This window comes from Dietzia cercidiphylli, from assembly GCF_039531545.1.
Taxonomy (GTDB): Bacteria; Actinomycetota; Actinomycetes; order Mycobacteriales; family Mycobacteriaceae; genus Dietzia; species Dietzia natronolimnaea.
This window is the reverse complement of sequence record NZ_BAAAQG010000021.1, coordinates 41,730-67,390: the sequence shown is the minus strand read 5'-3', so window position 1 is coordinate 67,390 and position 25,661 is coordinate 41,730. Positions and strand designations below refer to the sequence as shown.

Sequence of the window (25,661 nt, the reverse complement as noted above, 5' to 3'; positions counted from 1 at the left end):
TCCGTGAACCCCGGATCAGTGCACCAACCGTGAACAGGCATCTGCCACCGAATCGCCGATCGCGGTGAGGGGCCGCACCCCATCCGGCCGGTACCAGGTCCACACGGAGCTGACCATTCCCAGAATCAGCCGTCCCAGCTCCTCCTCGTCCCGCCGTGGGAACTCACCGGAGTCCATTCCGCGCGCCAGCAACGAGATCCAGTCCTGCTCCACCGCGCGCGAGTGCTCCACCGCCGTCTGGCGCTCTTCCTCTTCTCGCTCAGTGGAACGCGTGGTCTCCAGGATGCCGACGTGGTGCACCAGAATTCGGGCTTGAAGCGCCTCACTGGCGGTGACGTCGTATACACCTCGCACCGCGGCCCGCAGAGCCGATTCAGCATCCACGGAGTCCTTCACGGCCTCAGAGAAGCGCCGATGAGAGTGGTCGAGCTCGGTACTCATGATCGTGAGCAGGCAGTGAGCTTTGGATTCAAAGTAGTGATATAGCGCTGTCTGACCGATTCCCACCTCGTGCGCGATCGTCGCCCACTTGGTGTGCTCGTATCCAGCAGATCCGAAGTGGTCGACCGCGACCCGGAGAATCGCCTTCCTCTTGGACCTGGAACTCTCCATCCTGGCGTGCTGCACCATCCCTCATCCCCCTGACCGTGGCCTCGAACCTCGCGGTTCGGAGTACGTCGCATCCGACTCGGAACCATCCACTCCGGCGCCCCCTGCGCTTGGCCCGCCCCCTACGCTCAGCCCAGGATCGTCCAGTCCTCGAGGCCCTCGTACAGCGGCTTGGCCGCGGCCAGCGCGGACACGCGTCCACGCAGGGCGGTGATGTCGGCGTCCGTACCCGCCGCGAGGGCGGTGCCGATGATGTCCGCGACCTCGCGGAAGTCCTCGGCTCCGAAGCCGCGGGTGGCCAGCGCGGGCGTGCCGATCCGCAGGCCGGAGGTCACCATCGGCGGACGGGGGTCGAACGGCACGGCGTTGCGGTTGACGGTGATGCCGACCTCGTGGAGGAGGTCCTCGGCCTGCTGGCCGTCGAGTTCGGACTCGCGGAGGTCCACCAGCACCAGGTGGACGTCCGTGCCGCCCGTGAGAACGGAGACCCCGGCGTCCTGGCAGTCCTGCTCGGTCAGACGCTCGGCGAGGATCTTGGCGCCCTCGATCGTGCGCTGCTGACGCTCGCGGAACTGCTCCGTGCCGGCGATCTTCATGGCCGTGGCCTTGGCCGCGATCGCGTGCATGAGCGGCCCGCCCTGTTGACCGGGGAACACCGACGAGTTGAGCTTCTTGAACAGCTCGAGGTCGTTGGTGAGGATCATGCCCGAGCGCGGCCCGCCCAGGGTCTTGTGGACCGTGGTGGAGACGACGTCGGCGTGCGGAACGGGGCTCGGGTGCAGGCCCGCGGCCACCAGGCCGGCGAAGTGCGCCATGTCCACCCAGAGCTTGGCCCCCACCTCGTCGGCGATCTCGCGGAACTTCGCGAAATCCAGGGTCCGCGGGTAGGCCGACCAGCCGGCGATGATGACATCCGGCTTCTCCGCGAGGGCCATCTCGCGGACGGTGTCCATGTTGACCTGCATGGTCTCCGGGTCCACCTCGTAGGCGGCGACCTCGTACAGCTGGCCTGAGAAGTTGAGCTTCATCCCGTGGGTGAGGTGACCACCGTGGGCCAGGGACAGGCCCATGATCTTCGAACCCGGCTTCGCGAGCGCCATGAGCACGGCGGCGTTGGCCTGGGCACCGGCGTGCGGCTGCACGTTCGCGTACTTGGCGCCGAACACCTCCTTGGCGCGGTCCCGTGCCAGGTTCTCCACCACGTCGACGTGCTCGCACCCGCCGTAGTAGCGCCGACCCGGGTAGCCCTCGGCGTACTTGTTGGTGAGCACCGATCCCTGCGCCTGCAACACCGAGCGCGGCACGAAGTTCTCGGACGCGATCATCTCCAACGTGTCGCGCTGACGCGCCAGCTCGCCGGCCATCGCCTCGGCGACCTCCGGGTCCAACTCGGACAGGGAGGCGGTGAACACATCGGTGTTCGGGTCGGTCATCGTTGCTCCTCGCGCGTGGGCTTCTCACTTCGTACGAATCGTGTCGGGGCCACGGCTCGTCTCGTCGTCGTCGTCAGTCTAGTGCCAGGGCACCTGGAGGCCTCTCCCCCGTGGGCACCTGACACAATCAGCAATCGTGAGCAGACATGCCGGCGACTACACGCCGTACGTGGAGTTCGACCGCCGGAGTTGGCGTCGGTTGCGGCGAGCCATGCCGATGGTGCTCACCGAACAGGACCTCGAGGGACTGCGCGGTCTGGGCGAACACCTGGACCTGGACGAGATCGCGGAGATCTACCTGCCGCTCAGCCGGCTCATCCACCTCCAGGTATCGGCCCGCCAGCGCCTGTTCCAGTCCACCAACCTGTTCCTCGGTGAGACCGTGGACGCCCCCATGCCGTTCGTGATCGGGGTGGCCGGCTCGGTGGCGGTGGGCAAGTCCACCTCCGCGCGTGTGTTGCGCGCGCTGCTGACCCGCTGGGACTCCCACCCCCGGGTGGACCTGATCACCACCGACGGCTTCCTCTACCCCAACCGCGAACTCCAGCGGCGCCAGCTCATGCACCGCAAGGGCTACCCCGAGTCCTACGACCGGCGTGCGCTGTTGAGGTTCGTCACCGAGGTCAAGTCCGGTGCCCCGGTCGTCCGCGCGCCCGTGTACTCGCACACCAAGTACGACATCGTCCCCGACGAGTTCATCGAGGTCCAGCGCCCGGACATCCTCATCGTCGAGGGCCTGAACGTCCTGCAGACGGGCCCCCGACTGATGGTCTCGGACCTGTTCGACTTCTCGCTCTACGTGGACGCGAAGATCGAGGACATCGAGAAGTGGTACGTCGAGCGGTTCCTGGAACTGCGCAGCACGTCGTTCTCCAACCCCAACTCCCACTTCGCGCACTACGCAGACCTGTCCGACCAAGCGGCACGGTTGGCGGCGCGCGAGATCTGGACCTCGATCAACCGGCCGAACCTGGTGGAGAACATCCTGCCGACCCGGCCGCGCGCGACGCTGGTGCTGCGCAAGAACTCGGACCACTCCATCCAGCGGCTGCGCCTGCGCAAGATCTGACGCGCTCCCGGGTTCGTTCACTCCGGCGCGGCGCCCGTCTCCCCCACGGGTACGCCACGCCGCCGCAACTCGGCCTCGGCGCGGTCCAGCCCCCCGTGCTCGAGTGCGGCCTGTGGACTGTGATCGCTCCAGACATGGCGCCCGAACCGGCTCACCTCCACCTCGAGCTCACCGGACAGGTGCTCGATCGCGCCCGCCGAGTTCCGCTTCTCCGACGGCAACGGCACGGGCAGCACGTGCGCCCGACCCAGGGGCGCCCGCCCGGTCACGCGGATCCGCCAACCGTAACCGCGCCCCTCGAGTGCCCAGACGTCATCACCGACCTCCGCCCGGACCGGGGAGACCACGGGGTTGCCCAACCGGATCACCCGGCCATCCGGCAGTCGCACGACCAGCGCGGTGACCTCGGTGCGCAGCGGGCCCGAATGGATCTGCCCGCCGGCGAACGCCACGCAGGTGCCAGGCTCGGAGAAGCCCTGCGCCTGCCCCCACCACCAGGAGTCGGGAAAGCCCTCGGCGCCCCAGTTCTTCTCGCCGTAGACGTCGGCGCCGTCGAACTCCCAGCGCCGACCGTCCAGCTCCGCCCAGCCCCGCGCCCGACCGCCGAGCAGCCACGGGTGCCAGTACTGGTTGAGGGCGGGCACGGACTGGAAGATGCTCGACCCGCCGACCGCACGGTGTGGCCACTCCACGGGGTCGGTGACCTCCACGTGGAGGCGCGCCCCCTCGCCCATGTCCACGGTGACCCCGTCCGGCCGGTACTCGAAAAGGTCTCCGGAGCGGGCCCCCAGGCGGTCGGGATCGGCCCACCCCTCGGGCGCGGCGGCCAGGCGGAGAGAAGACGACGTGCCCGACCGCGCTGGTGGAGTACCCGAACCGATTGAGGACGACGACGAGGTCGAGCCGCCGCCCGGCCGGGGGGACCCGGTCGCCCCTGACCGGGGAGGCACCTCGTCGGACGCCAGGCCGAGCGTCGCCCAGTGCCCGTCCGGCCCCCGGTTGATCCCGATGAGCGCGATCAGGGCGCGGCCGTGGGCGCGGTCGGTCACGCGGAGGAAGTATCCCTCCATGGCCACCCCGTGTGCGCGGAGCGGATCGCCGAAGGGCAGGTCTGCGCCGGTGGCCCGGTAGCGCCGGTGAAGTGTCATGCACGCCAGCGTTCCACAGGGCCCTATGTTGGACACCGTGAACTCGTCATCGATCGGACTCAGGCCACCACGTCACCGCGTCGACCCGCGGTGTCGGCGCTGGTGGACGGCGCAGGTCGCACTGTGGATGGCGGGGCCGCTGGTGGTGGCCGTGGCCCTGGGCCTGGTCCTGTTCCCCTGGGTCCTGCTCGTGGCGGCGGGGTGGGCGGCCGCGACCGCCGTGGCACTGGTCGCGGTACCCCGGGTGCGCTGGGCCATCCACCGGTGGGAAGCGACCGACACGGCGATCTACAGCCGTAGTGGCCTGTTCTGGGAGGAATGGAGGGCCGCGCCGCTCTCCCGGGTGCAGACCGTCGACAAGACCCGCGGTCCACTGCAGCGTCAGTTCGGGTTGGCCACCGTCGTCGTCACCACCGCCTCCTCCTCGGGCGCGGTCCGCATCAGCGCCCTCGACGCCGCGCAGGCCGAGGAGATGGTCGACAGGTTGACGCTCCTGGCCGAGGACGACCAGCGGGACGCGACGTGACCACGCCCGGGTCGCAGCACTTCGCGGCATCGCGGCCCGACCCCGCGGAGCCCGCCCCCGAATGGCTGCCGCTCGACCGGCGGACCATCGCCGCGAGCACCGTCGTGGCCGCGGGGGCCCTGGCGGCCACCGCCGTCCCCGCCGGGTCCGGTCTCCTCCTCGGCGGGGTGGGCCTGGCGTGGGTCCTGCTGTGGACCATCGGTGGCACGATCCTCGGCGCCGCGGCCACCGCCGTCATCGAGACCGCCCGGCTCGCCGTGACCAGGTACCGCGTGGACGCCCACCGGATCGAGCGCCGCGTCCGCTTCCTCTCCAGCTCCACCACCAGTCTGTCGACCGGCCGGGTGCGCAATGTGGAGATCTCGGCGGACCTGGTGCAGCGTCGGATGGGCATCGCCACCGTGAGACTGGCCAGCGGGGAGACCGACGGGTCCAGGCTCATTCTCGGCGCCCTCGACCGCGAGGTGGCCGAGGAGCTGCGCCGCCACCTGGTCGCCGAGCGGGCCGCCACCGACGCCTCCGAACTCGTGCGTCTCGACCCAGGGTGGGTGCGCTACGCCCCCGCCAGCGTCATGACCCCTCTGTTCGGTCTCCTGGGGATCGGCATCGTGTTCCAGGTCGCGGACTGGTTCGGGGCCGTTCCCGAGATGCTCGAGTGGATCTGGGACCGGATCGGTGACCTGCCGATCCCCGTGATCGCCGCCGGGGTGCTGGTGCTCGCCCTGGTGGTGGGCACCATCGCGTCGGTCGCGCTCTTCGTGGAGAACTGGTGGAACCTCCGGCTCGAGCACCACGAGGACGGTTCGCTCGAGCTCCACCGTGGCCTGCTCGTGGGTCGGCACACCTCCTTCGACGGTCGCCGCATTCGCGGGGTCACACTGCACGAACCCCCGGGATTCAGACTCCTCGGCGCCGCGCGGCTCGACGTGGTGGCCTCGGGGGTCGGGACCGGGAAGGACGACGAGGGGAAGAAGAAGCAGAGCCCGGCGCTGGTGCCCGCCTCACCCCGGGCCGTGTCCGCCGGCGCGGCCGGGACGATCCTCGGCGAGCCCGTACCCCCGGTGCTCCGAGCGCATCCGCCCGCCGCGCGGAGGCGCAGACTGGTGCGGGCGGGCGCGGTCGTCGTCGCCGTCACGGGCGCCTCACTCGTGCCGGCCGTGATCTGGCCGTGGCTCTGGTGGGTCCCGGCGGTCGCGCTGGTGCTCTCCGCGGCCAGCGCGATCTGGGCCTCGCTCGACAACGCCCGTGGTCTCGGACACGAGATCACCGGCGGGGTGGTGGCGCTGCGCAAGGGTTCGCTGATGCGGCGTACCGACGTCCTCGGGCGGGACGGCATTCTCGGCTGGAACATCCGTCGCTCCCCCCTGCAGCGGCGCGCCGGACTGGCGACGCTCGTGGCCACCACCGCCGGTGGCAGCGGCGCGTTCCGGCTGCCCGACGTGGGCCGCGAGCAGGCGCCCGCGTTGTGGCGCACCGCCGGACCGGTCTGGGACCACCTCGCCGAGCCTCCGGGCTCTCGCCGAGTGGTCACGAATGCCGCGAAAAGCGACACGCGACCTGGGAAAACGTGAGCGGAATCGACCTCGCGGCTGAATCTCTCGGCAAGACCGCGACGGGATCGCTCTCTCTGAGGGGTCGCCTCAGTCGGAGTCGACGTCGGCGGGCCGGACGTCCGTGGCGGGGTCGAGCTTGCGCACGAGGCTCGGCGCGAGGTCGGAGAGCGTGTACTCGGACAGCAGGCGGCCGGCCTCGTCGTCGTCGACCCCCGCGAACACCCGCCCGATGGTGACGCCGTGCGTGGGCACGGCGACCACCCGGATCTCGTCGCCCACCTCGACCGACCCCGGCCGCAGCACGCGCGCGTACGCTCCGGGCCGCCCCGCCTCGGTGAACCGGCGCACCCACCTGGGCTTGCCGACGCGATCGCCGAACGTCTGGCACGGGATGCGCGGGGTGGTGATCTCCAGGCGCAACGGACCCCGACGACCGCTGCCCCGGCCCACCTCCAGGACGGTGCCGATCTGCAGCTGCGAGGTGTCGACGCCGGTCACTCGCAGGTTCTCGCCGAAGTACCCGGGCGGGATCGGCCCACCGAACTCGGGCTCCCACGGCTCGACATCGGAGTCGGAGAGCAGGTAGACGGCCTTCCACACGCCGCCGTGATGCTCGCGGTCGGCCTGGACGTCGCCGTGGAGGCCGTACTCACGGACCTGCACCGGGCCCTCGACGGGGCGCTTGTCGATCGCCGTCACGCCGACGCGGCCGGGAACGGTGAGGAGCTGGTCCACCACGCAGACGGCCTGCACGGTGAACGACTCCGGCACCGTCTCCCCGGACGCGGGACTGTTCGAGGCCGGCATCAGTGGCCGAACCTGCGGTTGCGGGCACCGTAGTCGCGCAGGGCGCGGAGGAAGTCCACGCGGCGGAACGCGGGCCAGTAGGCCTCGGTGAACCAGATCTCCGAGTAGGCGCTCTGCCACAGCAGGAATCCGGAGAGCCGCTGCTCGCCGGACGTACGGATCACCAGATCGGGATCGGGCTGGCCGGAGGTGTAGAGGTGCTCGCCGATGGCCTCCACGGTGATGCCGTCGACCAGGTCCCGCCCGGTCCGGCCCTCGTCGATCAACTGGGCGACGAGCTCGCGGGTCGCGTCGGCGATCTCCTGACGGCCGCCGTACCCCACGGCGACGTTGACCTTGACCCCCCGACGCCCGGTGCTCGCGCGCTCGGCGTGACGCAGCCGCTCGGCCAGCCAGTCCGGCAGCACCTCGAGCCGCCCGACGATCCGGACGTCCCAGTTCTTGTCCGGACCGGTGATCTCGTCCACCACGTCGGCGATGATCTGCAGCAGCTCGTCGAGCTCCTCGGCATCGCGACCCAGGTTCTCGGTGCTCAGCAGGTAGATGGTGGCCACGTCCACGCCCAGCTCGTCGCACCAGCCCAGCATCTCGGCGATCTTGACCGCCCCGGCCCGGTGTCCGTGCGCGACATCCGCGAACCCGGCCTCCTTGGCCCAGCGGCGGTTGCCGTCGGCCATCACCGCGATGTGTCGTGGGAGCCGAGCACCCTCGAGTGACGACCGGAGTCGCGACTCGTACAGCGAGTACAGGGGGGAGGAGGCATCCACTCGGTAGAGGTTACCGCGCGACGCCCCCTCCACAGGGGTCCCCCTGACCCGCGGGGGCTCAGCCCCGTCGGCCCGCGCGAACCCCCGCGGCCAGCGCGCGCACGCCCTCCTCGGTGGTATCCCAACCGATACAGGCGTCAGTGACCGACTTCCCGTAGACCAGCTCGGCGGCGTCGACGGACTGGGCGCCGGCCTCGAGGAAGCTCTCGACCATCACGCCGGAGATCCCGTCCTCCCCCGCCCCGATCCGCTCGGCGAGCTCGGCCACGACCTCGGCCTGGCGCTCGTGCGACTTGCCGGAGTTGGCGTGGCTCGCATCTACCATCACCAAACCGGGCAGCCCCACCTTCGCGACCGACGCCACCGCGGACGCCACCGATGCCGCGTCGTGGTTGGGGCCGCCCGTGCCTCCCCGGAGGATCACGTGGCAGTCGGTGTTCCCGGCCGTCTCCACCACGGCGGCCCGGCCCTCGGCGTCAGTGCCGAAGAACACGTGGCGCGACGCCGAGGACCTGCACCCGTCCACCGCGACCTGGACCTCGCCGTCGGTCCCGTTCTTGAACCCCACCGGCATGGACAGCCCGGAGACCAACTGGCGGTGCACCTGGCTCTCGGTGGTCCGCGCTCCGATGGCACCCCAGGAGACGGCGTCGGCGATGTACTGCGGACTGGTCGGTTCGAGGAACTCGCAGCCGACGGGCAGGCCGAGGTCCAACACATCCAGGAGGAGTCTGCGGGCCGTGCGCAGACCCCGCGGGATGTCGTAGCTCCCGTCCAGCGCCGGGTCGTTGATCAGGCCCTTCCACCCGACGGTCGTCCGCGGCTTCTCGAAGTAGACGCGCATGACGATCAGCAGGTCCTCCGAGACTTCCCGGGCCAGGGCCGCGAGACGCCCCGCGTAGTCGAGAGCGGCCGCGGGATCGTGGACCGAACAGGGCCCCACCACCACGAGCAGCCGGTCGTCTCGCCCGGCCAGGACATCGGCGATCTCGCTTCGGCTGCGCTCGACCAGCGCCTCGCGGGCCTCCCCCAGCGGGAGCTCGCCGAGGATCTCGATCGGCGTCGGCAACGGGGAGTAGGACAGGACGCGCCGGTCGGCGGTCTGGGTGGGGTTCTCGGCGGTGATGGTCACGGCGTGCGCTCCTGATGCGGGGGTCGTGGCGGGCCGGGTGCCGTGATCCTGTTCGGTGCCCTGTGTCGCACCCGGATCCGCCGCTGGAAATGGCGGGAGGCGGTGACCGTGGTGGTCACCGCCTCTGGGCTCCGGGTGTCGGACGTCCGACTAGCGGACGCGTGCGCTCGCGGCGCGGGCTCCACCCGGAGCCCACATAAAGCGCCAATAAGCGCGAGCGATCGACATGCCGGTCACCGTAGCAGAGGCCGCGCCCGTCGGGCCACTTGCACCTCCCGCCCCGGCTGGCACCCTGGAGTCATGGGATACCGACTCGTCGCTGACGCTGCGATGGTGCTCCACGCGGCCTTCCTCGTGTACATGGTGGTAGGCGGCTTCCTCGCGTGGAAATGGCGTTGGACATTCTGGCCACATCTGGCGACGGCGGCGTACGGACTCGGGATCGCGACGGTGGGGTGGGACTGTCCGCTCACCTACGTGGAGAACTGGGGACGCGCCCGCGCCGGCCAGGAGACGCTGCCGTCGACGGGGTTCATCGACCACTACCTCACCGGCGTCATCTATCCCGCGGAACATCTTCTGACGGCGCAACTCGCCGTTGCGGCCGCCGTGCTCGTCTCATGGGCGGGCCTGGCCTTCCTCCACTGGCGAGCGCGAGCACGCTCCCGCGCACTCGCGCCGGAGGCGCTGCACTCCTGACGTCGACGCCGCCGCCGCGGACTTCATTCGAACACTTGAACGATGATGCGAACATGGGTAGGATAGTACACATGTTCGAGTCAAGCGCAACGTGGGAGGTGGGTCGGTGGTGAGTGTGACGACGACGAGCTCGGCGGCGTTCGGGGCGCTGCGCGCGGTGCCGGATCCTCTCGACACGTTGGGCGCCGAGGCGTTGAGTGAGGTGGCGCGGTCGGCCACGCTGGCGCAGAATCTCGCCGCGGCCACCCGGCTTCAGGCCGCGTATCACCTCGTGCAGGCGATGGGGCGGCTCGATGAGGCCACCCATGATGACGGGGCGTGCCCGCGGCCGGTGTTCGCCCGTCTGGACCCGGCCGATCGGGCCCGTGACCACCTGGCGGCGGCGATGTCCCTGACCGGGTGGCACGCCGGGCGTCTGGTGACCGCCGGGGTGCAGATCCACACCCGCCTTCCTCTTCTGCGCAAGGCCGTCGATCGGGGCCTGTTCCCCGAGCAGCTGGCCATCGACACCGCCTGCCGGTTGGCCGACATCCCGGACGCGATCATCGCGGCGGTGGAATCAGAGGTCATCGGCGCCCTGGGCCGGGACCTGGACGGGGGCCACCGGCCCAGCCGCACAGCCCTGGACACCGCGGTCGACGCGGCCAGGGAGCGCCACGACCCCCGGGCCGCCGAGGACGCGGTGGGCGCGGCCGTGGAGCAGCGCACCGTCCGGTTCCGCCCCGGCCGCGACGGCATGACCAGCATGTGGGCCCACCTGCCCAGCTCGGATGCCGAGAAGCTGCGCCGGCGCATCGAGGCCGCTGCCCGCGCCGCCCACGACCGCGGTCACCCGCGCACCCGCAACCAACTGCGCGCCGACGCCCTGTGCGCCCTCGGGGACCCGAACACCGACGACATCGGCTCAGCCCTGCACGACCCCGAGGACACCACCCACCACACCGACAGCGCCGCCGGCGCGGACGGCACCGAAGGCGCAGCTGGCGCTGCCGGCGCGGACACGCCGCGGCCGGGTGCGTCGTGGGGCACCGACAAGCCGGTCCGGATCTCGATCATCGACGGCATCGCCCAGGGTCTGCCCAACCGCGTCCAGTTCGTCAACGGCGCCTACGCCAGCTTCGACTGGCTGTGCGAGGAGTTGCTCTCCGGCGGCGAGGCGAGGGTGCGGTTCGACCTCATCGACCCGCAACCGGGAGTCCAGGACACCCCGGACGCGGTGCTCAAGTACTTCATCACCCCGGCGTTGGCCGAGCGGATCCGGCTACGGGACGGGACCTGCCGCCACCCCGGATGCACCGTCGAGGCCCACGACTGCGAGATCGACCACATCATCGCCTTCGACCACCAGCGCCCCGAGATGGGCGGACCCACCGCCGAGTGGAACCTGATCTGCCTGTGCCGCAAGCACCACCGAGAGAAGACCTTCGGTCACTGCGCCTACCGGCCCGGGCCCCTGGGTGAGCTGACCATCATCACCGAGACCGGACACGAACACCGCACCACCCCCCACGGCCCCCTGGCCCAGGCCCGCGACCGGATCCTCGACCACCGATGGCACCAACACCTCGACCGCCTCATCACCGACGACGGCCACCTCACCAACCCACCAGGAGCCCACCGCCCCCGCCCCGCCTGACCCCTGCACGGCTCGGTTCAGCGGTGCCACGTCGTGGATCGCCTGGCGACCTCGTGGATCGCGTCGGTCTCGCGTAATCCCAGTCGCTGCGGCCGCGACGTGAGGAATCGCCTGATGCGGCGCCGGGGAATCACCCTCACGGCGCCGCCTGCAGGCTGGGTCTTCACGGTGAATCCCCGCTGTGCGCCCACCACCGCGATCACCCCGGCGACAGGGACCGGGAAGCCGACCTGCTCCTCGAGCAGACGGGATGCCCGCCTCGCCTCGTGCCGACTGTTGCGGATGTACGGAACCCGACTGCTGTTGACCATGAAGGTGTCCCCGCCCACCCAGATCGCCGCCTTGGGGTGATTCTTGGAGTTCACGGTGAACACGCCGCCGGGGCCTATCACCACGTGGTCGATATCGGCACCCCGCTCCCCCACGCGTACGGCGTGCAGGATCCTCCACCGAGCGTCCAATCCCGCTAGTTGGTCACCGACCGCCTGCTCGCCGTCCGCGCCGATTCGCCAGGCCCGTTCGTCGGTCTTCGCGTCGACCAACCGGGCAAGGACGTGACGAACCATCCCCTGCGACTCCCGTTCGGCCACTGCCCGCTCGCGGGCGGCCGGCCCAGCACGAGCGTCGGAGAGATCGTGCCACCTCGGCCCGGGTGCGGTGACGTGGGCGGTGGGTGGCACGGCTGTCCGCGGGGTGATGTGCGGGGTGCCGTTCGGCGTGGTCTGCGGGGTGCCGTGCAGCGTGGTGTCCGCGATCGAGGGAGTTGGCGACGGCTCACGGACTCCTTGCCCTTCCCGGCTCGACTCCCGCGCCGACTCCCGGTGCCGTCGGGCGTCCGGGTGGTCCTCGATCGCCTTGCGCAACAGCGGAAGGTTGGCGAGGTCGTCGGAGTGGTAGCGGCCGGTCGCCAGGTCGAGGTAACCCAGGTCGGTTCCGCGGGGAGTCGCGGCATAGAGCCGGTCGTGGCCGAAACGGGCCCACCTACGGACGATCCACTCGGTCACCGGGCCTCCATGCGGCAGTAGCCACTGCAGTCGCCGTGACAGTCGCCGAATCCTCACATCCCGACGCCACGGCGCGTGGGAGAACGCGCGATCCAGGAGTTGACACGGGTGATGCGGAATACTCCCCGACCCCCTTTTGTTTGACATGTCAGCAAGTTAGGATGGAACGCACCAACAGACTGAAAGGCTCGCCATCATGCAGTTCGGGATCTTCTCCATCGCCGACATCACACCTGACCCCCACACCGGGCAGGTATCCACCGAGCACGAGCGCCTCGAGGCCGTCGTCGAGTACGCGGTCCAGGCCGAGCAGGTGGGCCTCGACGTCTTCGCCCTGGGCGAGCACCACAACCCGCCCTTCGTCACGTCCTCCCCCACCACCACCCTGGGCTACATCGCCGGGAGGACCTCGGACATCATCCTGTCCACCGCCACCACGCTCATCACCACCAACGACCCGGTGAAGATCGCCGAGGACTACGCCATGCTGCAGCACCTGGCCGGGGGCCGGGTCGACCTGACCATGGGACGCGGCAACACCGGCCCGGTGTACCCGTGGTTCGGACAGGACATCCGACAGGGGCTGCCGTTGGCGATCGAGAACTACGAGTTGCTCCACCGCCTGTGGCATGAGGACGTGGTGGAGTGGGAGGGGAAGTTCCGCACCGCCCTCCAGCAGTTCACCTCCACGCCGCGCCCGCTCGACGGGGTCGCGCCCTTCGTCTGGCACGGCTCGATCCGATCGCCGCAGATCGCCGAGCAGGCCGCCTACTACGGGGACGGGTTCTTCCACAACAACATCTTCTGGCCGATCAGCCACACCAAGCAGATGGTCGAGCTGTACCGACGGCGCTACGAGCACTACGGTCACGGGTCCGCGGATCAGGCGATCGTGGGGCTGGGCGGTCAGTTCTTCGCGCGCCCCAACAGCCAGGACGCGGTCAACGAGTTCCGCCCCTACTTCGACAACGCCCCGGTCTACGGCCACGGCCCGTCGCTCGAGGACTTCACCGCCCAGACCCCGCTGACGGTGGGGTCCCCGCAACAGGTCATCGACCGCTACATGACCATGCGCGAGCACGTGGGCGACTACCAACGCCAGATGTTCCTCATCGATCACGCCGGGCTGCCGCGTAAGACGGTGCTCGAGCAGATCGAGATCCTCGGCACCGAGATCGTCCCGGTCCTGCGTCGCGAACTCGACGCGCTGCGGCCGGCGCACGTGCCTGACGGGCCCACCCACGCGGCACGTGTCGCGGCACGTGACGCCGCGCTGGCCGCCGAGGGGGCGCCCGCGTACTCGGACGCCTACCGGTTCGGCACCGGCGACAACTGGACCGGACTGACCGTCGAGGGCGGACAGCGCGCCCAGGAGCAATCATTGGCCCGTGCCCGCCGCACCGAGTCCCGGCTCGCGCAGGCACCGGCGGGACGGGGCGACAAGTGACCGCCACCCACGCACCCGACGCACGGCCGCTGCGGCTGGTGGTGATCTCGGCGGGCACCTCGGTGCCGTCGAGCACCAGGATGTTGGCCGACCGTCTCACCTCGGCGACCCGTGAGGCCCTCAAGCGCCACGGGCAGGACGTCGACGTGACGGTCCTCGAGGTCCGCGGGCTCGCCCATGAGGTCGTGGACGCCACCTTCACCCGGTTCCCCGGCGACAAACTGCGCGCCGCCCTCGAGGAGATCGCGCGCGCGGACGGGGTCATCGCGGTGACGCCCACGTACAACCAGTCATTCTCGGGCCTCTTCAAGTCGTTCTTCGACGTGATCGACCCCGGCACGCTGACCGGCGTCCCGGTGGCACTGGGTGCGACGGGTGGCACCGTCCGGCACTCGCTGTCGATCGACTTCGCGCTGCGCCCGATGTTCGCCTACCTCAAGGCGGACGTGGTGCCGACCTCGGTGTTCGCGGCCTCCGAGGATTTCGGGGCCGTCGCCACCGGCGGCGACGGAGACTCGCTGGCCTCGCGCGCCGACCGCGTGGGCACGGAACTAGCGGACTTCATGCTGCGGTTCGCCGGGGTGACCGGGGGTGCGGTGGCGCCGACCCGGGCGGACGAGGGACGGGGCCGGAGGAGCGACGACGACGAGTTCGGCGACTTCGTCCCGATGGGCGACCTGCTCGGTGGTGCGAGCTAACCCCGGGATCAATCGGTCTGCGCGAGGCGTAGAGGGAGGATTCCGGTGTAGCCAAACTCGTGGTACTGAAGCTCGTCGACATACGGCGACTCGGCGATGAGCCTGTAGCCGTCGGCAACCCGGCCGCACTGGTCGCCTCCCAGGAGGCCGGCAGTGATCAGTCGGCCCGGGTCGAGCTGCCGGGTCACCTGTCCGACCTCATCTGCCCACTCGCGGAGCACCTCCACCGGATGCGGTGGGGCGCAGCCGATGTCGGAGGGGCTCAGCGTGGATCGACGGGCGCGCCCGGGGTCCCGCCCTCGACACCTGCTCGGTCCGTGCCCTCGTCGGCCAGTTGATCCGGCTCGGGGTGGTCGGTGTCGAAGGTCTCGGGCAGGTTCTTGATGTGCTTGTTCATGTTGCGGATCAAGAGGACTGTCGCGACCAGCAGGAGCAGGACCACGGGGATCCCGATCGGTGAGGCCTTGCCGAACTCCGGGCCCATCGGGTGGTCGTTGTACCCGGGCGTGCCCGGCGACTGGTTCTGCGCGAAGACCATCGAGGTCTGATACGCCAGGATCTGGACGTCCGGTCCCAGGGTGATCATCTCGGGTCCTCACTCGTGCTCGGTCCGAACGGGAGCGCGACGTACGGGTCTACGCCCTCGAACAGGTCTGACTCGTATTCTCCCTCAGCCCGCTCGGGTACGGCCACCCGGCTTGCCGCGAGTTCGAACTCCTCGGTGGGCCACACCCGCTGCTGCATCTCCACCGGGGCGGCGAAGAACCAGCCGTTGGGGTCGATCTGCGTGGCGTGGGCCAGCAGTGCGGAGTTGCGTTGCTCGAAGTAGTCCGCGCACTCCACCCTGGTGGTCACCCGCTCCATGATGTCGGGGCGATCCCCCCAGCGGGACAGGAACTCGGCGAAGTGGCGGACGCCGTCGCGGGCGAACAGCTCCTCGTCGAGCAGCTCCAGACGGCTCTTGGGGAAGCCGTGCGTGTAGTAGACCTTGGCCACGGCCCACGGCTCGCCGGTGCCGGGGTAGCGATCGGGGTCCGCGGCGGCCTCGTAGGCGGCCATCGACGCCGAGTGCACCTTCAGGTGATCCGGGTGCGGGTACCCACCGTTCTCGTCGTAGGTGATGATCACGTGCGGACGGAACTCCCGGATCCTGGCGACCAGGGAGCGGGTGACCTCGTCGTCGTCGACCAGGGCGAAACATCCGGGAGGCAACGGCGGCAACGGGTCCCCCTCGGGCAGACCCGAGTCCTCGTAGCCCAGCCAGTGGTGGTCGACGCCGAGGATGTCCGCCGCGCGCGCCATCTCGCGGCGTCGTACGCCCACGAGATCGGCCACGACGTCGGGCCGGTCCATCGCAGGGTTGAGGATGCTGCCGCGCTCGCCACCGGTGCAGGTCTCCACCAGCACGTTCACTCCCCGGGCCACGTACTTGGCCATGGTCGCGGAGCCCTTGGACGCCTCGTCGTCGGGGTGGGCGTGCACCGCCATCAGCCGGAGACCGGCCATCGTCGCACCTGCCGTTCATCAGAGCTCGGGGATCGGGATGACCCATTCTATGGACTCACCGGCCACCGGTGCCCCCGGGGCGGTCCGCCCGGGGCCCCCGGATACCCTGGGGATCATGAGTGAGCCGAGGCCGGACGCCGCGTCGCAGGCCGCAGGGACCCCGCCGGCCGGGCGGTACGACGACTCCGGGTCGGGCGTGACCGGCAAGGTGGTCGCCGGCTTCCTGGTCCTGCTCGTCGGCGCCCTCGTGGTGGCCGGCGCCGTCGCCGGCTACCGGCTCAGCGCCACCCCCACCATCTCCGGCGAGGTGATCGGGGTGACCGTCGTCGACGACGAGCGGGCCGACGTGGTGATGACCGTCACCCGGGACGATCCCGGGACCGCCGCCTACTGCATCGTCCGCGCGCAGGACCAGACCAAGGGCGAGGTCGGCCGCCGCGAGGTGTACGTGCCCCCGTCCGAGAACAGCGCGATCCAGGTCGACATGTCCATCGCCACCTCGGCCCGCGCGTTCGTGGCCGACGTCTACGGCTGCGGCGACGACGTCCCCGACTACCTGCGCAGGTAGGGGTTCTCGGGCCCCGAACCAGGTCACCGCTGTGTTAGCATCGTCCCATCAGCACGGCTCCTTTCGCGGGGCCGTGTTTTTCGTACAGCAGCACACACACGAACAGATTGGAGTGCGCTCTCATGGCGAACGACACCCAGGGCTACTGGTTGACCCAGGATTCGTACGACCGCCTCATGGCCGAGAAGGAGGCGCTGATCGCCAACCGTCCGGTCATCGCCGCCGAGATCAACGAGCGGCGCGAGGAGGGCGACCTCAAGGAGAACGCCGGGTACCACGCCGCGCGTGAGCAGCAGGGCCAGGAGGAGGCGCGCATCCGTCAGCTCGACGACCTGCTGGCCACCGCCCAGGTCGGCGAGACGCCCACCGAGACCGGCGTCGCCCTGGTGGGCTCCGTGGTCCGCGCCTACTACAACGGCGACGAGGACACCAAGGAGACCTTCCTGGTGGGCACCCGCGGTGAGGGCTCCGGCAAGGACGACCTCGAGATCTACTCCCCCGACTCCCCGCTGGGCCGCGCGATCCTGGGCGCCAAGGTCGGCGAGAGCCGCGAGTACACCACCCCGAACGGCAAGTCCGTCTCGGTGACGATCGTGACCGCGGAGCCGTACCAGAGCTGACCGGCCACGACGGGCCCGGTGGTAGGTTCTTCACGACTATCGGGCCCGGTTCGACCAGCCCGATCCCGCGCCGGCGTTTCCAGGAGTCCCACGTGACAGACGGTTCCCACGACAGGCCATTCGGCCCGGCACCGAAGATCGAATCGGCGGCCGAGCAGGTCCTGGGACCGGCGCTGCGTACAGGGCAGTCACCGTTTGACGACGAGCTCTACACCTGGACCCCCGAGGTCGCGGAGGAGCTCATCCGCCGCCTGGACGGGGACGCCGAGGAGCACACGGGCGAGCACTCCGCGGACTCCACCCGCTCCCCCGTGATGCAGGCGCTCCACGACCAGCTGGAGGGCGCCCCGCGGCCGGTGGTGCTCCTGGCCGCCGAGTTGCTCTACATCCAGCAGCTGCCCCTGTCCACGGTGACCGCCCGCCTCAAGCGGGGACGGATCAGGGACGTCCTGTCCTGGATCGACGACGCCCCGGAGATCCCCGAGGTCCTCGACGACGCGCTCGGAGAGAAGGGCCCGCTCACCGGCGGGCTCGGGTTCAACGTCCAGATGCGCGAGCACCTGCGGTGGCTGTGCACGTTCGTCATCCACTGGGCGGAGCTGGAGTCCGCCGAACGCGACGCGGCGCTGACCGACCCGTGGGAGTTCCAGCGGGCCGCCCGCTCGACCCCCGGCGACTGGCGGGCCATCCGCTACAGCCTGCAGTACCTGGCCTGGCCCGGGTACTTCCAGCCGATCGTCAAGCACGAGCACAAGACCCGGATCCGCGACGCCTTCGCCGACCTCATCGGCGGGCCGTCCGGGATCGACGAGCTGGACATCGACCAGGACCTCCACCGGATCGCCGAGACGCTCTCCGCCCAGCTCGGCCAGCCCGTCGACTGGTACCGGGGTGCGATCGCCAACCAGTGGCAGCGCCACCGCGACGACCACTCCCGCCGAGCGTGGCTGGTCCGACCCGGGCGCGGCGGCGTCGGTCAGGCCGGTCAGTGGGTCGCGCAGAACCGGATCGCGCTGCCCGCCTCCCACCTTCCGCGCATCCCCGCCCACGCCAGCCGGCTCGAGGTGTCCCAGGCCGTCGAGCAGGGGTACCCGCACCTGGACTACCAGGCACGGTTCCAGCTCACCGCGGAGCTGCACACCTTCCTGTCCCGGATGAGCCCCCAGGACGTGGTGGCCACGGTCGCCGATGCCAAACTGCACCTGGGCACCCTCACCGACGACCTGGGTTACGTGGAGGACGGCGGCCAGCAGCTCGAGCGCTCGGTGCGGTGGCACTCGGTCACGCTCGACCTGGACACCCTCCCCAGCCCGCTCTCGGAGCTGATCGGGGAGCCCGGCACCGTCGTGGACCTCACCGACGGCCTCGACGCCCTGCTCGCCGCCATGCACCCCGGCCGCCACTCCGCCGAGTCGCAGGTGGCCGAGGCCCCGGGCGCCGGGACGGTGCCCACCCTGCCCGACATCTCCGACGAGCTCGCCGACAGCCTCCACATGCCGCGCAAGGAACTGCAGGAGATCGTGGACACCCTGCAGGAGCGGCAGCAGATCGTGTTCTACGGCCCGCCCGGCACCGGTAAGACCTACCTCGCGCAGGAGCTCGCACGCTTCCTCGCCGGCGCCGACGACCCGAGCCGGGTGCAGCTGGTCCAGTTCCACCCCAGCTACGCCTACGAGGACTTCTTCGAGGGCTACCGGCCGACGCTCACCGAGTCCGGCCAACCCGGCTTCGCCCTACAGGCCGGGCCGCTGCGCCGCCAGGCCGCACGCGCCACGTCCGACTCGGGGCGCGAGCACCCGAGCTTCCTCATCATCGACGAGATGAACCGCGCCGACCTGGCCCGCGTGTTCGGCGAGATGTACTTCCTGCTCGAGTACCGCGACCGCACGGTCCTGCCCCAGTACAGCCCCGACACCTCGTTCCGGTTGCCGCGCAACCTGTTCATCATCGGCACCATGAACACCGCCGACCGGTCGATCGCCATGGTCGACGCGGCCATCCGGCGTCGGTTCGCGTTCATGGAACTCCACCCGGACACCCCGCCGGTGGCGGGCGTGCTGCGACGTCACCTCGAGGCCCGCGGCGTGACCACCGAGCCCGCGGACCTGCTGGAGGCGCTGAACTCGGAGATCGACGACTCGGACCGCGACCTGCGGATCGGGCCGTCGTACTTCATGAAGGACCGGGCCACCGAACCCGGCGGGCTCGAGGCGATCTGGCGGTACGACCTCCTCCCGCTGCTCGAGGAGCACTACTACGGACGCCTGTCCCGCGCCGAGGTCCACGAACGCTTCGGGCTCGCGACACTGCGTCGGAAGATCGGCCGGGCGTGATCCCCGCCTCGGCGGGCTCTGCGGCGTCGGAGACCATCGAGTTCGACGAGTTCGACCGCCGTGGCCGGCTCGTCACCCTGAGCTGGGAGGGCGCGCAGCACCTGTCCCAGACCGGGCTGGTCGAGGTGTTGCCCGCCGGCCGCGACACGTGGCGGTTGATCCCGTCCGGGAGCGTCGGCTCGGTCCGCGTCGAGGGTCTGTCCGTGCGGGTCCTGCCCGCGGCCAACCTGGGCCTGACGCAGTTGTTCTTCCTGCTCGACCACGCGGCCGACACCGCGTTCCTCCCGTCGGCCGTCCAGGCGAGGGACGACGACGAGCTCTGGGTCTCCGTGGCCGAATCCATGGCCGCGTTGGCGCACCAGGCCCTGTCGTCCGGGCTGCTGCGCGGGTACCGCAGGGTCGACGAGGCGCTGACCACCGTGCGCGGCCGGATCCGTCTGGGCGACCAGATCCGCCGCCACCCGGGAATGACCATCCCCCTGGAGGTCACCTACTCGGAGTTCACCCCCGACATCGCGGAGAACCGCATCCTGCGCACCGCCGCGCACCGCCTGCAGTTCCTGCCCGACCTGCCGGACGCCACCCGGCGGCGGCTGGCGATGGTGGACGCCCGGCTGGCGGACGCCACGCTCATCGGCCAGGGCGCCCCGGTCCCCGCCTGGACGCGGACCCGGCTCAACGCCCGGTTCCAGAACGCGCTCGCCCTGGCCGACCGGATCGTGCGCCGCATCTCGGTGGAGGTGGAGGACGGCCACGCGGCGTCGGCGGCCTTCGTCACCGAGATGCCGGCGCTGTTCGAGCGCTTCGTGGAGGCCGAACTGACCGCCGCCCTCGACGGCTGTGGTGGACGGGTGCTGCAGAACCCCGTCGTCCATCTGGACACGGGTATCGAGCAGGGAGACGCCGGGGACGCCGGGTCGACCAGTGCCTCCGGCGGCAGGGCCGGTCGCCACAGCGCTCCCGACACCGAGGGCGACCACATCTCCGTGCCCACCGGCCTCGTGTACGAGGTCGACGGCGAACCGGTCACGACCTTCGTTCCCACCTATCCCACGGACCGCCGCGCCCGCGCCGCCGAGCACTACAGGCTGCTGGCGGCCTGCACCGCGCTCGGCGTGGACCGCGCGTACCTCGTGTATCCGGCCCAGCGTCGCGACGACACCCCGCAGCCGCGGCGGATCGTGCACACCGACATCTCGATCGTCGAGTACCCGGTGGATCTCTCGATGGGGCCCCTGGAGAGCCGCAGGACTATCGTCGAGTTGTCACAGCAGGCCCGCGAGCTCGCGGTGCCGAGCCCCGCACGCCACCGCACCGGAGGGAGACGCCACGCCAGATGAGTCACGCAGATGATCCGGCACGGAAGGTCGTCGTCAACCTCGCGCTGGTCGCGGTGGGGACCGTCGGCGCCTACCGGGGTGCGTACGAACTCCTCGCCCAGCAGGCCAGGATCGCCCGACGGGTGATCCCCAAGCCCACCTCGCGACCCTTCCACGGCGACGGCCTCTACCGGCCCGGTGCCGTGACCGCGGAGCCGTGGCGACCCGGGATGACGTGCGACGTCCACATGGTGATCTTCGGCGACTCGCTCGCCGCCGGCCTGGGTGCCGACTCCCCCGGTGAACTGCCCGGGGTCCTCCTGGCGCGCGGTCTCGCCGAGGAATCAGGGTGGGACGTGCGGCTGAGCGTCAAGGCGATCGTCGGCGCCACCTCCAAGGGGCTCGCCGGTCAGGTCGAGGCCATGCAGATCGCGCACGGCGATCCCGACATCTCGGTGATCCTCATCGGCGGCAACGACATCACCGCACGCAACGCGATCGGCCCGTCGGCCCGCCGCGTGGGCGAGGCCGTCGAGGCGCTCCGCGAGGGCGGCTCCCTCGTGGTGGTGGGCACGTGCCCCGATCTGGGGACCATCAAGCCCGTCCCGCAGCCGCTGCGATCGGTCATGGCCACCCTCAGTCGCCGTCTCGCCTCGGCCCAGGCCGTGCAGGTCCGCCGCGCGGGCGGTGTGCCGGTCTCGCTCGCCGAGGCGCTGGCCCCGGAGTTCCACAAGCACGGCGAGAACCTCTTCTCCCCGGACCGCTTCCACCCCAACTCCGCCGGGTACGAGCTCGCCGCCGGGTTGCTGCTGCCCGCCGTGTGCGTCGCGCTCGGTGTGTGGGACGAGGTGCCCGAGGACCAGCTGCCCCACGACGCGGAGGAGGCCGCCGCGTCCCTCGAGGCCGCCGAGCGCGCCGCCGAGGACGCGGAGACCGCCGCCGAGGCGGCCGCGGACGGCGCGGACGACGAGCACCGCGAGTCGGTCGTCGCCCGGCTGACCAAGCGACTGACCGACTTCGTCCGTACCCACGAGGACGCGGAGGACCTCGACGAGAACACGTACCTGCATAATGAGGACGTGGACGGCGATCCGGAGAGCACGGGCGATGCCCGCGAGGCGGCGGACACCCTCCGCCGCCGGAGCCGCATCCTGCGCCTGACCCGCCCCACCCGGGACCTGTCCGCCCCGGAACTCACCCCCGACCACACCTAGCACCGAGTATCCACCCGCAAAGAAGGAGCCTTCCATGCCGGAAGCCGTGATCGTCTCGTACGCCCGCTCGCCCATCGGGCGCGCCAACAAGGGATCCCTCGTGGGTATCCGCTCGGATGACCTCGCCGCGCAGATGGTGACAGCGGCCCTCGCCAAGGTCCCGTCGCTCGACCCCACCCAGATCGACGACCTCATGCTGGGCTGCGGCCTGCCGGGCGGCGAGCAGGGCTTCAACATGGGCCGTGTCGTCTCCGTGCTCGCCGGCCTGGACACCGTCCCCGGCACCACGGTCAACCGCTACTGCTCCTCCTCGCTGCAGACCACCCGCATGGCGCTGCACGCGATCAAGGCCGGCGAGGGTGACGTGTTCATCTCCGCCGGTGTCGAGACCGTGACCAACTTCGCCAAGGGCACCTCCGACCACTGGCCGGACACCCACAACCCGCTCTTCGCCGACGCCGAGGCCCGCACCGGCACGCGCGCCGAGGGTGGCGCCGAGACGTGGACCGACCCCCGCGAGAACGGCCTGCTGCCGGACGTCTACATCCCGATGGGCCAGACCGCCGAGAACGTCGCGCAGATGACCGGCATCACCCGCGAGGAGCAGGATCACTGGGGCGTGCGCTCGCAGAACCGCGCTGTCGCCGCGGTCGAGAACGGCCACTTCGCCAACGAGATCACCCCTGTCACCATGCCCGACGGCACCGTGGTCTCCACCGACGACGGCCCGCGGCCCGGCACCACCTACGAGAAGATCTCGCAGCTCAAGCCGGTCTTCCGCCCCGACGGCACCATCGCGGCCGGCAACTGCTGCCCGCTCAACGACGGCGCCGCCGCCCTGGTGATCATGTCCGACACCAAGGCCAAGGAGCTCGGCCTCACGCCGCTCGCCCGCGTGGTGTCCACCGGCGTCTCGGGCCTGTCCCCCGAGATCATGGGCCTCGGCCCGATCCAGGCCGTCAAGAACGCCCTGAAGATCGCCGGCAAGTCGGTGTCCGACATCGACCTGTTCGAGATCAACGAGGCGTTCGCCGTCCAGGTCCTCGGCTCCGCCCGTGAGCTCGGGATCGAGGAGGACAAGCTCAACATCAACGGTGGCGCCATCGCGCTCGGCCACCCGTTCGGCATGACCGGCGCCCGCATCACCGCGTCGCTCATCAACAACCTGCAGGCCGCGGACAAGCAGTTCGGCGTCGAGACCATGTGCGTCGGCGGTGGCCAGGGCATGGCGATGGTGCTCGAGCGCCTGAGCTGATCCCCGCCCGCGCGGCCTGATCGCGCGCGCCCCGGCGCCCGCGCCCCGGCGTCCCGGCGTCCCGGCGTCGGTCCGGCGTCGACCCGGCGTCGACCCGGCGTCGAAAAGAGCGTTCCGAACCCGTTTCCCCAGGAGACGGTGTTCGGAACGCTCTTTTCGTTGCGCCCTCGACCGTCAGATCGATCGCCACCCGCTCGCCCCGCCGAGTGGTCAGAGATGCGGCTTTTCTGCGCGCTCATCCTGGGTAAACGTGAGCACGTCTGACCAGCCGGCGGGAGGCAGAGCCCGCTGATCTCGCCGGGCACGTCCAGGCCGCTCCTGCCACCCGGGCTCGGGAGCGCGGTCGACCGGACACACCCGAAATAGCGGCTGCCCCGACCCCTGGTTGGGGTCGGGGCAGCCGGGCCGGCTCGCCGGTTCGCCGCAGCAGCCAGGGCCACCGACGGCGGCGCTACAGCTCGCGCTGATCAGTCGCGGAAGTAGCTCATCAGGCGCAGGATCTCGATGTACAGCCAGACCAGGGTGACGGTCAGGCCGAGCGCGACGCCCCACGCCATCTTGTTGGGGGCACCGGCGCGCACGAGGCGATCGGCGTTGTCGAAGTCCAGCAGGAAGCTGAACGCGGCCAGGCCGATGCACAGGAGGCAGAAGGCGATCGCGATCGGGCCGCCGTCGTACAGCGGGTTGGAGCCACCGGTGAAGAAGCTCAGCAGGATGCTACCGAGCGCCGCGAACAGCACGCCCACGATGGCGGCGGTGAGGAACCGCGTGAACTTGGGGGTCACGCGCACGGCGCCGGTCTTGTAGACGAACAGCATGCCCACGAACACACCGATGGTGCCGAGGATCGCCGCGCCGACGGCACCCAGCACGCCACCGCCCTGCAGGTCGGCGGTGAACAGGTAGGTCGCCGCACCGACGAACAGTCCCTCGAGGGCGCCGTAGGTCAGGGTCACGGGGGCCGAATCCATCTTGCGGCCGAACGTGGCGACGAGCACCACGACGAGACCGCCGATACCGCCGATGAGCAGCAGCGGGAACAGCAGGCCGGGGTTGATGCTGATCATGTAGAACGCGATCACGCCCACGATGCTGAGCAGACCCAGGGTCGTGGCGGTCTTGGTGACGACGTCGTCGATCGTCATGGGCCGCGTGTCCGCGTCGAACTGCGGATGGGCCTGGGGGGCGCCGTACCCGGGCTGGGCACCGAAACCCTGCTGGCCGTACTGACCCTGCTGGAAGCCCGCGCGTCCGGCACCACCGAGGTGGGTGGCGCCACGCGCGCTGTCCTGGGACAGGGAACTGAAGACCGGATTGCTGCTCGTGCGCATCGAGGTCCCTTCGGATTGTCGGGGAAGGTCGTTGATCGAGAGTCCCCGCCGGGTCACCGACGAATCACTCGTACTGGTCAACGCGCGGGCCCACCTGAGTGTTCCCCGCGTCGACCCCCATCCTGCCCGACCGGTCGGACGTCCCGCGCACCAACCCTTTAGCGATATGTCGTTGACATTCTATCGAGTGTCGCGAATACTCTTCGACAGACGGGCGCCGACAGGGCGCCCAGGACGGAAGGAGTCGGCGATGCACATCGACGACGCACACGAACCGGGCGACTACGGTCCCCCGGGAGCACGGAGCCGGGGCGGACACCCCCGGCGTGGCGGCCGCCCCGGCCCTCAGCGCGGACACCACAGGGACCGTCGCCACGAGCACGGGACCGGCGCGGGACCTTTCGGACCCGGTGGACCGTTCGGTCCCGGCGGGCCATTCGGTCCGGGTGGTCCGTTCGGCCCCGGTGGGCCCTTCGGCCCGTTCGACGAGGGACGTGGGATGCGGCGGGGCCACCAGAGGCGACGACGACGAGGGGACGTCCGGCACGGCGCGCTCCTGCTGCTGGCGGAGGGACCCCTGAACGGATACGGGATCATCCGCGAGCTCGCCGAGCGCAGTGGCGGCACCTGGCGCCCCAGCTCCGGGGCGGTCTACCCGGCCCTGTCGCTGCTGGAGGACGAGGGTCTCATCGGGCCCGCGGAGGGCGCCGGACCCAAGCACTACCAGCTCACCGACGCCGGGCGCGCCGAGGTGGAGCAGCTCGCGGACCGGCCCGCGCCATGGGACGACGCCACCGAGGAGGCGGCCTCGCGCCTCGGCGGCGACGCCGACCTGTGGAAGGCGTTCGGCGAGGCCGCCATGGCGGTGCGGGCCATCGTCCAGACAGGCGACCCCGCCACCGGTGCCGCGGCGACCGAGGAGCTGGTCGCCCTGCGCAAACGCCTCTACGGCCTGCTGGCGGACGCCGGCGACTGACCGGCGACCGG

25 protein-coding genes are annotated in these 25,661 nt (G+C 70.6%); 14 read left to right on the top strand and 11 right to left on the bottom strand.

The features are described 5' to 3' along the window. Positions 1-15 precede the first annotated feature (15 nt). Positions 16-630 (bottom strand): TetR/AcrR family transcriptional regulator, encoded by a 615-nt coding sequence (locus tag ABD250_RS15830; protein ID WP_107749135.1) that lies wholly within the window; start codon positions 628-630, stop codon positions 16-18. Positions 631-737: 107 nt separating this feature from the next. Next, a complete protein-coding gene (gene glyA / locus ABD250_RS15825; RefSeq protein WP_182658289.1) occupies positions 738-2,042 on the bottom strand; it encodes a serine hydroxymethyltransferase in 1,305 nt (434 codons plus the stop codon). Between the two features lie 136 nt (positions 2,043-2,178). On the opposite strand from glyA, the gene coaA reads away from it, so the two are divergent. Beyond that, a complete protein-coding gene (gene coaA, locus ABD250_RS15820; protein WP_182643921.1) occupies positions 2,179-3,111 on the top strand; it encodes a type I pantothenate kinase in 933 nt (310 codons plus the stop codon). Positions 3,112-3,128: 17 nt separating this feature from the next. Here coaA and ABD250_RS15815 read toward each other — a convergent pair whose 3' ends face one another. Continuing rightward, positions 3,129-4,259 (bottom strand): tocopherol cyclase family protein, encoded by a 1,131-nt coding sequence (locus tag ABD250_RS15815; RefSeq protein WP_182658288.1) that lies wholly within the window; start codon positions 4,257-4,259, stop codon positions 3,129-3,131. Positions 4,260-4,296: 37 nt separating this feature from the next. Here ABD250_RS15815 and ABD250_RS15810 point away from each other — a divergent pair, with 37 nt between their 5' ends. Together ABD250_RS15810 and ABD250_RS15805 are read left to right on the top strand one after the other, a co-directional pair. After that, complete coding sequence (locus ABD250_RS15810) at positions 4,297-4,785, top strand: PH domain-containing protein (protein ID WP_182658287.1); 489 nt, start codon at positions 4,297-4,299, stop codon at positions 4,783-4,785. Continuing rightward, positions 4,782-6,356, top strand: coding sequence for a PH domain-containing protein (locus ABD250_RS15805; RefSeq protein ID WP_344393237.1), 1,575 nt, complete (start codon positions 4,782-4,784; stop codon positions 6,354-6,356). The genes ABD250_RS15810 and ABD250_RS15805 overlap by 4 nt, the downstream gene beginning before the upstream one ends. A gap of 69 nt (positions 6,357-6,425) precedes the next feature. Here the strand turns inward: ABD250_RS15805 and ABD250_RS15800 are convergent, their stop codons facing one another. Genes ABD250_RS15800 through ABD250_RS15790 form a run of 3 tightly spaced genes read right to left on the bottom strand, consistent with a single transcriptional unit; the run spans position 6,426 to position 9,044 of the window. Continuing rightward, positions 6,426-7,145 carry an MOSC domain-containing protein gene (locus ABD250_RS15800; protein ID WP_194306920.1) on the bottom strand — a complete coding sequence of 240 codons (720 nt, stop codon included), beginning with the start codon at positions 7,143-7,145 and terminating at the stop codon, positions 6,426-6,428. Beyond that, a complete protein-coding gene (locus ABD250_RS15795) occupies positions 7,145-7,912 on the bottom strand; it encodes an isoprenyl transferase (RefSeq protein WP_182610033.1) in 768 nt (255 codons plus the stop codon). Before ABD250_RS15795 ends, ABD250_RS15800 begins: the two co-directional genes overlap by 1 nt. Positions 7,913-7,970: 58 nt before the next feature. After that, positions 7,971-9,044 (bottom strand): 3-deoxy-7-phosphoheptulonate synthase, encoded by a 1,074-nt coding sequence (locus ABD250_RS15790; RefSeq protein WP_182658645.1) that lies wholly within the window; start codon positions 9,042-9,044, stop codon positions 7,971-7,973. A 300-nt stretch (positions 9,045-9,344) separates the two neighbouring features. Between ABD250_RS15790 and ABD250_RS15785 the strand changes: the two genes are divergently transcribed. Next, positions 9,345-9,743, top strand: a complete 399-nt coding sequence (locus ABD250_RS15785; protein ID WP_182658644.1) for a DUF2784 domain-containing protein — start codon at positions 9,345-9,347, stop codon at positions 9,741-9,743. 115 nt (positions 9,744-9,858) lie between these two features. Then, positions 9,859-11,379 (top strand): HNH endonuclease signature motif containing protein, encoded by a 1,521-nt coding sequence (locus ABD250_RS15780; protein WP_344393231.1) that lies wholly within the window; start codon positions 9,859-9,861, stop codon positions 11,377-11,379. A gap of 17 nt (positions 11,380-11,396) precedes the next feature. Here the strand turns inward: ABD250_RS15780 and ABD250_RS15775 are convergent, their stop codons facing one another. After that, complete coding sequence (locus tag ABD250_RS15775; RefSeq protein WP_338404261.1) at positions 11,397-12,383, bottom strand: nuclease-related domain-containing protein; 987 nt, start codon at positions 12,381-12,383, stop codon at positions 11,397-11,399. 196 nt (positions 12,384-12,579) lie between these two features. Here ABD250_RS15775 and ABD250_RS15770 point away from each other — a divergent pair, with 196 nt between their 5' ends. Together ABD250_RS15770 and ABD250_RS15765 are read left to right on the top strand one after the other, a co-directional pair. After that, a complete protein-coding gene (locus tag ABD250_RS15770; protein WP_182659508.1) occupies positions 12,580-13,830 on the top strand; it encodes an LLM class flavin-dependent oxidoreductase in 1,251 nt (416 codons plus the stop codon). After that, entirely contained in the window at positions 13,827-14,528 is a 702-nt protein-coding gene (locus ABD250_RS15765; RefSeq protein WP_182659509.1) for a CE1759 family FMN reductase, read from the top strand. The genes ABD250_RS15770 and ABD250_RS15765 overlap by 4 nt, the downstream gene beginning before the upstream one ends. A gap of 8 nt (positions 14,529-14,536) precedes the next feature. On the opposite strand, the gene ABD250_RS15760 is transcribed toward ABD250_RS15765, so the two are convergent. The 3 genes from ABD250_RS15760 to mca form a co-directional block, all read right to left on the bottom strand. Continuing rightward, entirely contained in the window at positions 14,537-14,716 is a 180-nt protein-coding gene (locus ABD250_RS15760) for a hypothetical protein (RefSeq protein WP_182659510.1), read from the bottom strand. A 74-nt stretch (positions 14,717-14,790) separates the two neighbouring features. Then, entirely contained in the window at positions 14,791-15,066 is a 276-nt protein-coding gene (locus ABD250_RS15755) for a hypothetical protein (protein ID WP_182611255.1), read from the bottom strand. A gap of 44 nt (positions 15,067-15,110) precedes the next feature. Then, positions 15,111-16,034, bottom strand: coding sequence for a mycothiol conjugate amidase Mca (mca, locus tag ABD250_RS15750; protein WP_182659511.1), 924 nt, complete (start codon positions 16,032-16,034; stop codon positions 15,111-15,113). A 115-nt stretch (positions 16,035-16,149) separates the two neighbouring features. On the opposite strand from mca, the gene ABD250_RS15745 reads away from it, so the two are divergent. The 6 genes from ABD250_RS15745 to ABD250_RS15720 all read left to right on the top strand — a co-directional run bounded on the left by ABD250_RS15745 (position 16,150) and on the right by ABD250_RS15720 (position 23,343). Continuing rightward, positions 16,150-16,602 (top strand): DUF4307 domain-containing protein, encoded by a 453-nt coding sequence (locus ABD250_RS15745; RefSeq protein WP_182611252.1) that lies wholly within the window; start codon positions 16,150-16,152, stop codon positions 16,600-16,602. A gap of 122 nt (positions 16,603-16,724) precedes the next feature. Continuing rightward, positions 16,725-17,222: a transcription elongation factor GreA gene (gene greA / locus ABD250_RS15740; RefSeq protein ID WP_017835774.1), complete on the top strand. Its 498-nt coding sequence runs from the start codon at positions 16,725-16,727 to the stop codon at positions 17,220-17,222. A 92-nt stretch (positions 17,223-17,314) separates the two neighbouring features. Then, positions 17,315-19,555: an AAA family ATPase gene (locus ABD250_RS15735; RefSeq protein ID WP_259845084.1), complete on the top strand. Its 2,241-nt coding sequence runs from the start codon at positions 17,315-17,317 to the stop codon at positions 19,553-19,555. Beyond that, the gene (locus tag ABD250_RS15730; RefSeq protein WP_182659514.1) at positions 19,552-20,895 is read left to right on the top strand and encodes a 5-methylcytosine restriction system specificity protein McrC; all 1,344 of its coding nucleotides are present in this window, start codon (positions 19,552-19,554) and stop codon (positions 20,893-20,895) included. The genes ABD250_RS15735 and ABD250_RS15730 overlap by 4 nt, the downstream gene beginning before the upstream one ends. Next, on the top strand, positions 20,892-22,088 hold the full coding sequence (locus tag ABD250_RS15725) for an SGNH/GDSL hydrolase family protein (RefSeq protein ID WP_179525718.1): 1,197 nt from the start codon (positions 20,892-20,894) through the stop codon (positions 22,086-22,088). Before ABD250_RS15730 ends, ABD250_RS15725 begins: the two co-directional genes overlap by 4 nt. 34 nt (positions 22,089-22,122) lie before the next feature. Further along, a complete protein-coding gene (locus tag ABD250_RS15720) occupies positions 22,123-23,343 on the top strand; it encodes an acetyl-CoA C-acetyltransferase (RefSeq protein ID WP_182610247.1) in 1,221 nt (406 codons plus the stop codon). Positions 23,344-23,810: 467 nt separating this feature from the next. Here ABD250_RS15720 and ABD250_RS15715 read toward each other — a convergent pair whose 3' ends face one another. Continuing rightward, positions 23,811-24,674, bottom strand: a complete 864-nt coding sequence (locus ABD250_RS15715; RefSeq protein ID WP_182658403.1) for a Bax inhibitor-1/YccA family protein — start codon at positions 24,672-24,674, stop codon at positions 23,811-23,813. Positions 24,675-25,173: 499 nt separating this feature from the next. On the opposite strand from ABD250_RS15715, the gene ABD250_RS15710 reads away from it, so the two are divergent. Beyond that, entirely contained in the window at positions 25,174-25,650 is a 477-nt protein-coding gene (locus tag ABD250_RS15710) for a PadR family transcriptional regulator (RefSeq protein WP_344393220.1), read from the top strand. Positions 25,651-25,661: the final 11 nt, after the last annotated feature.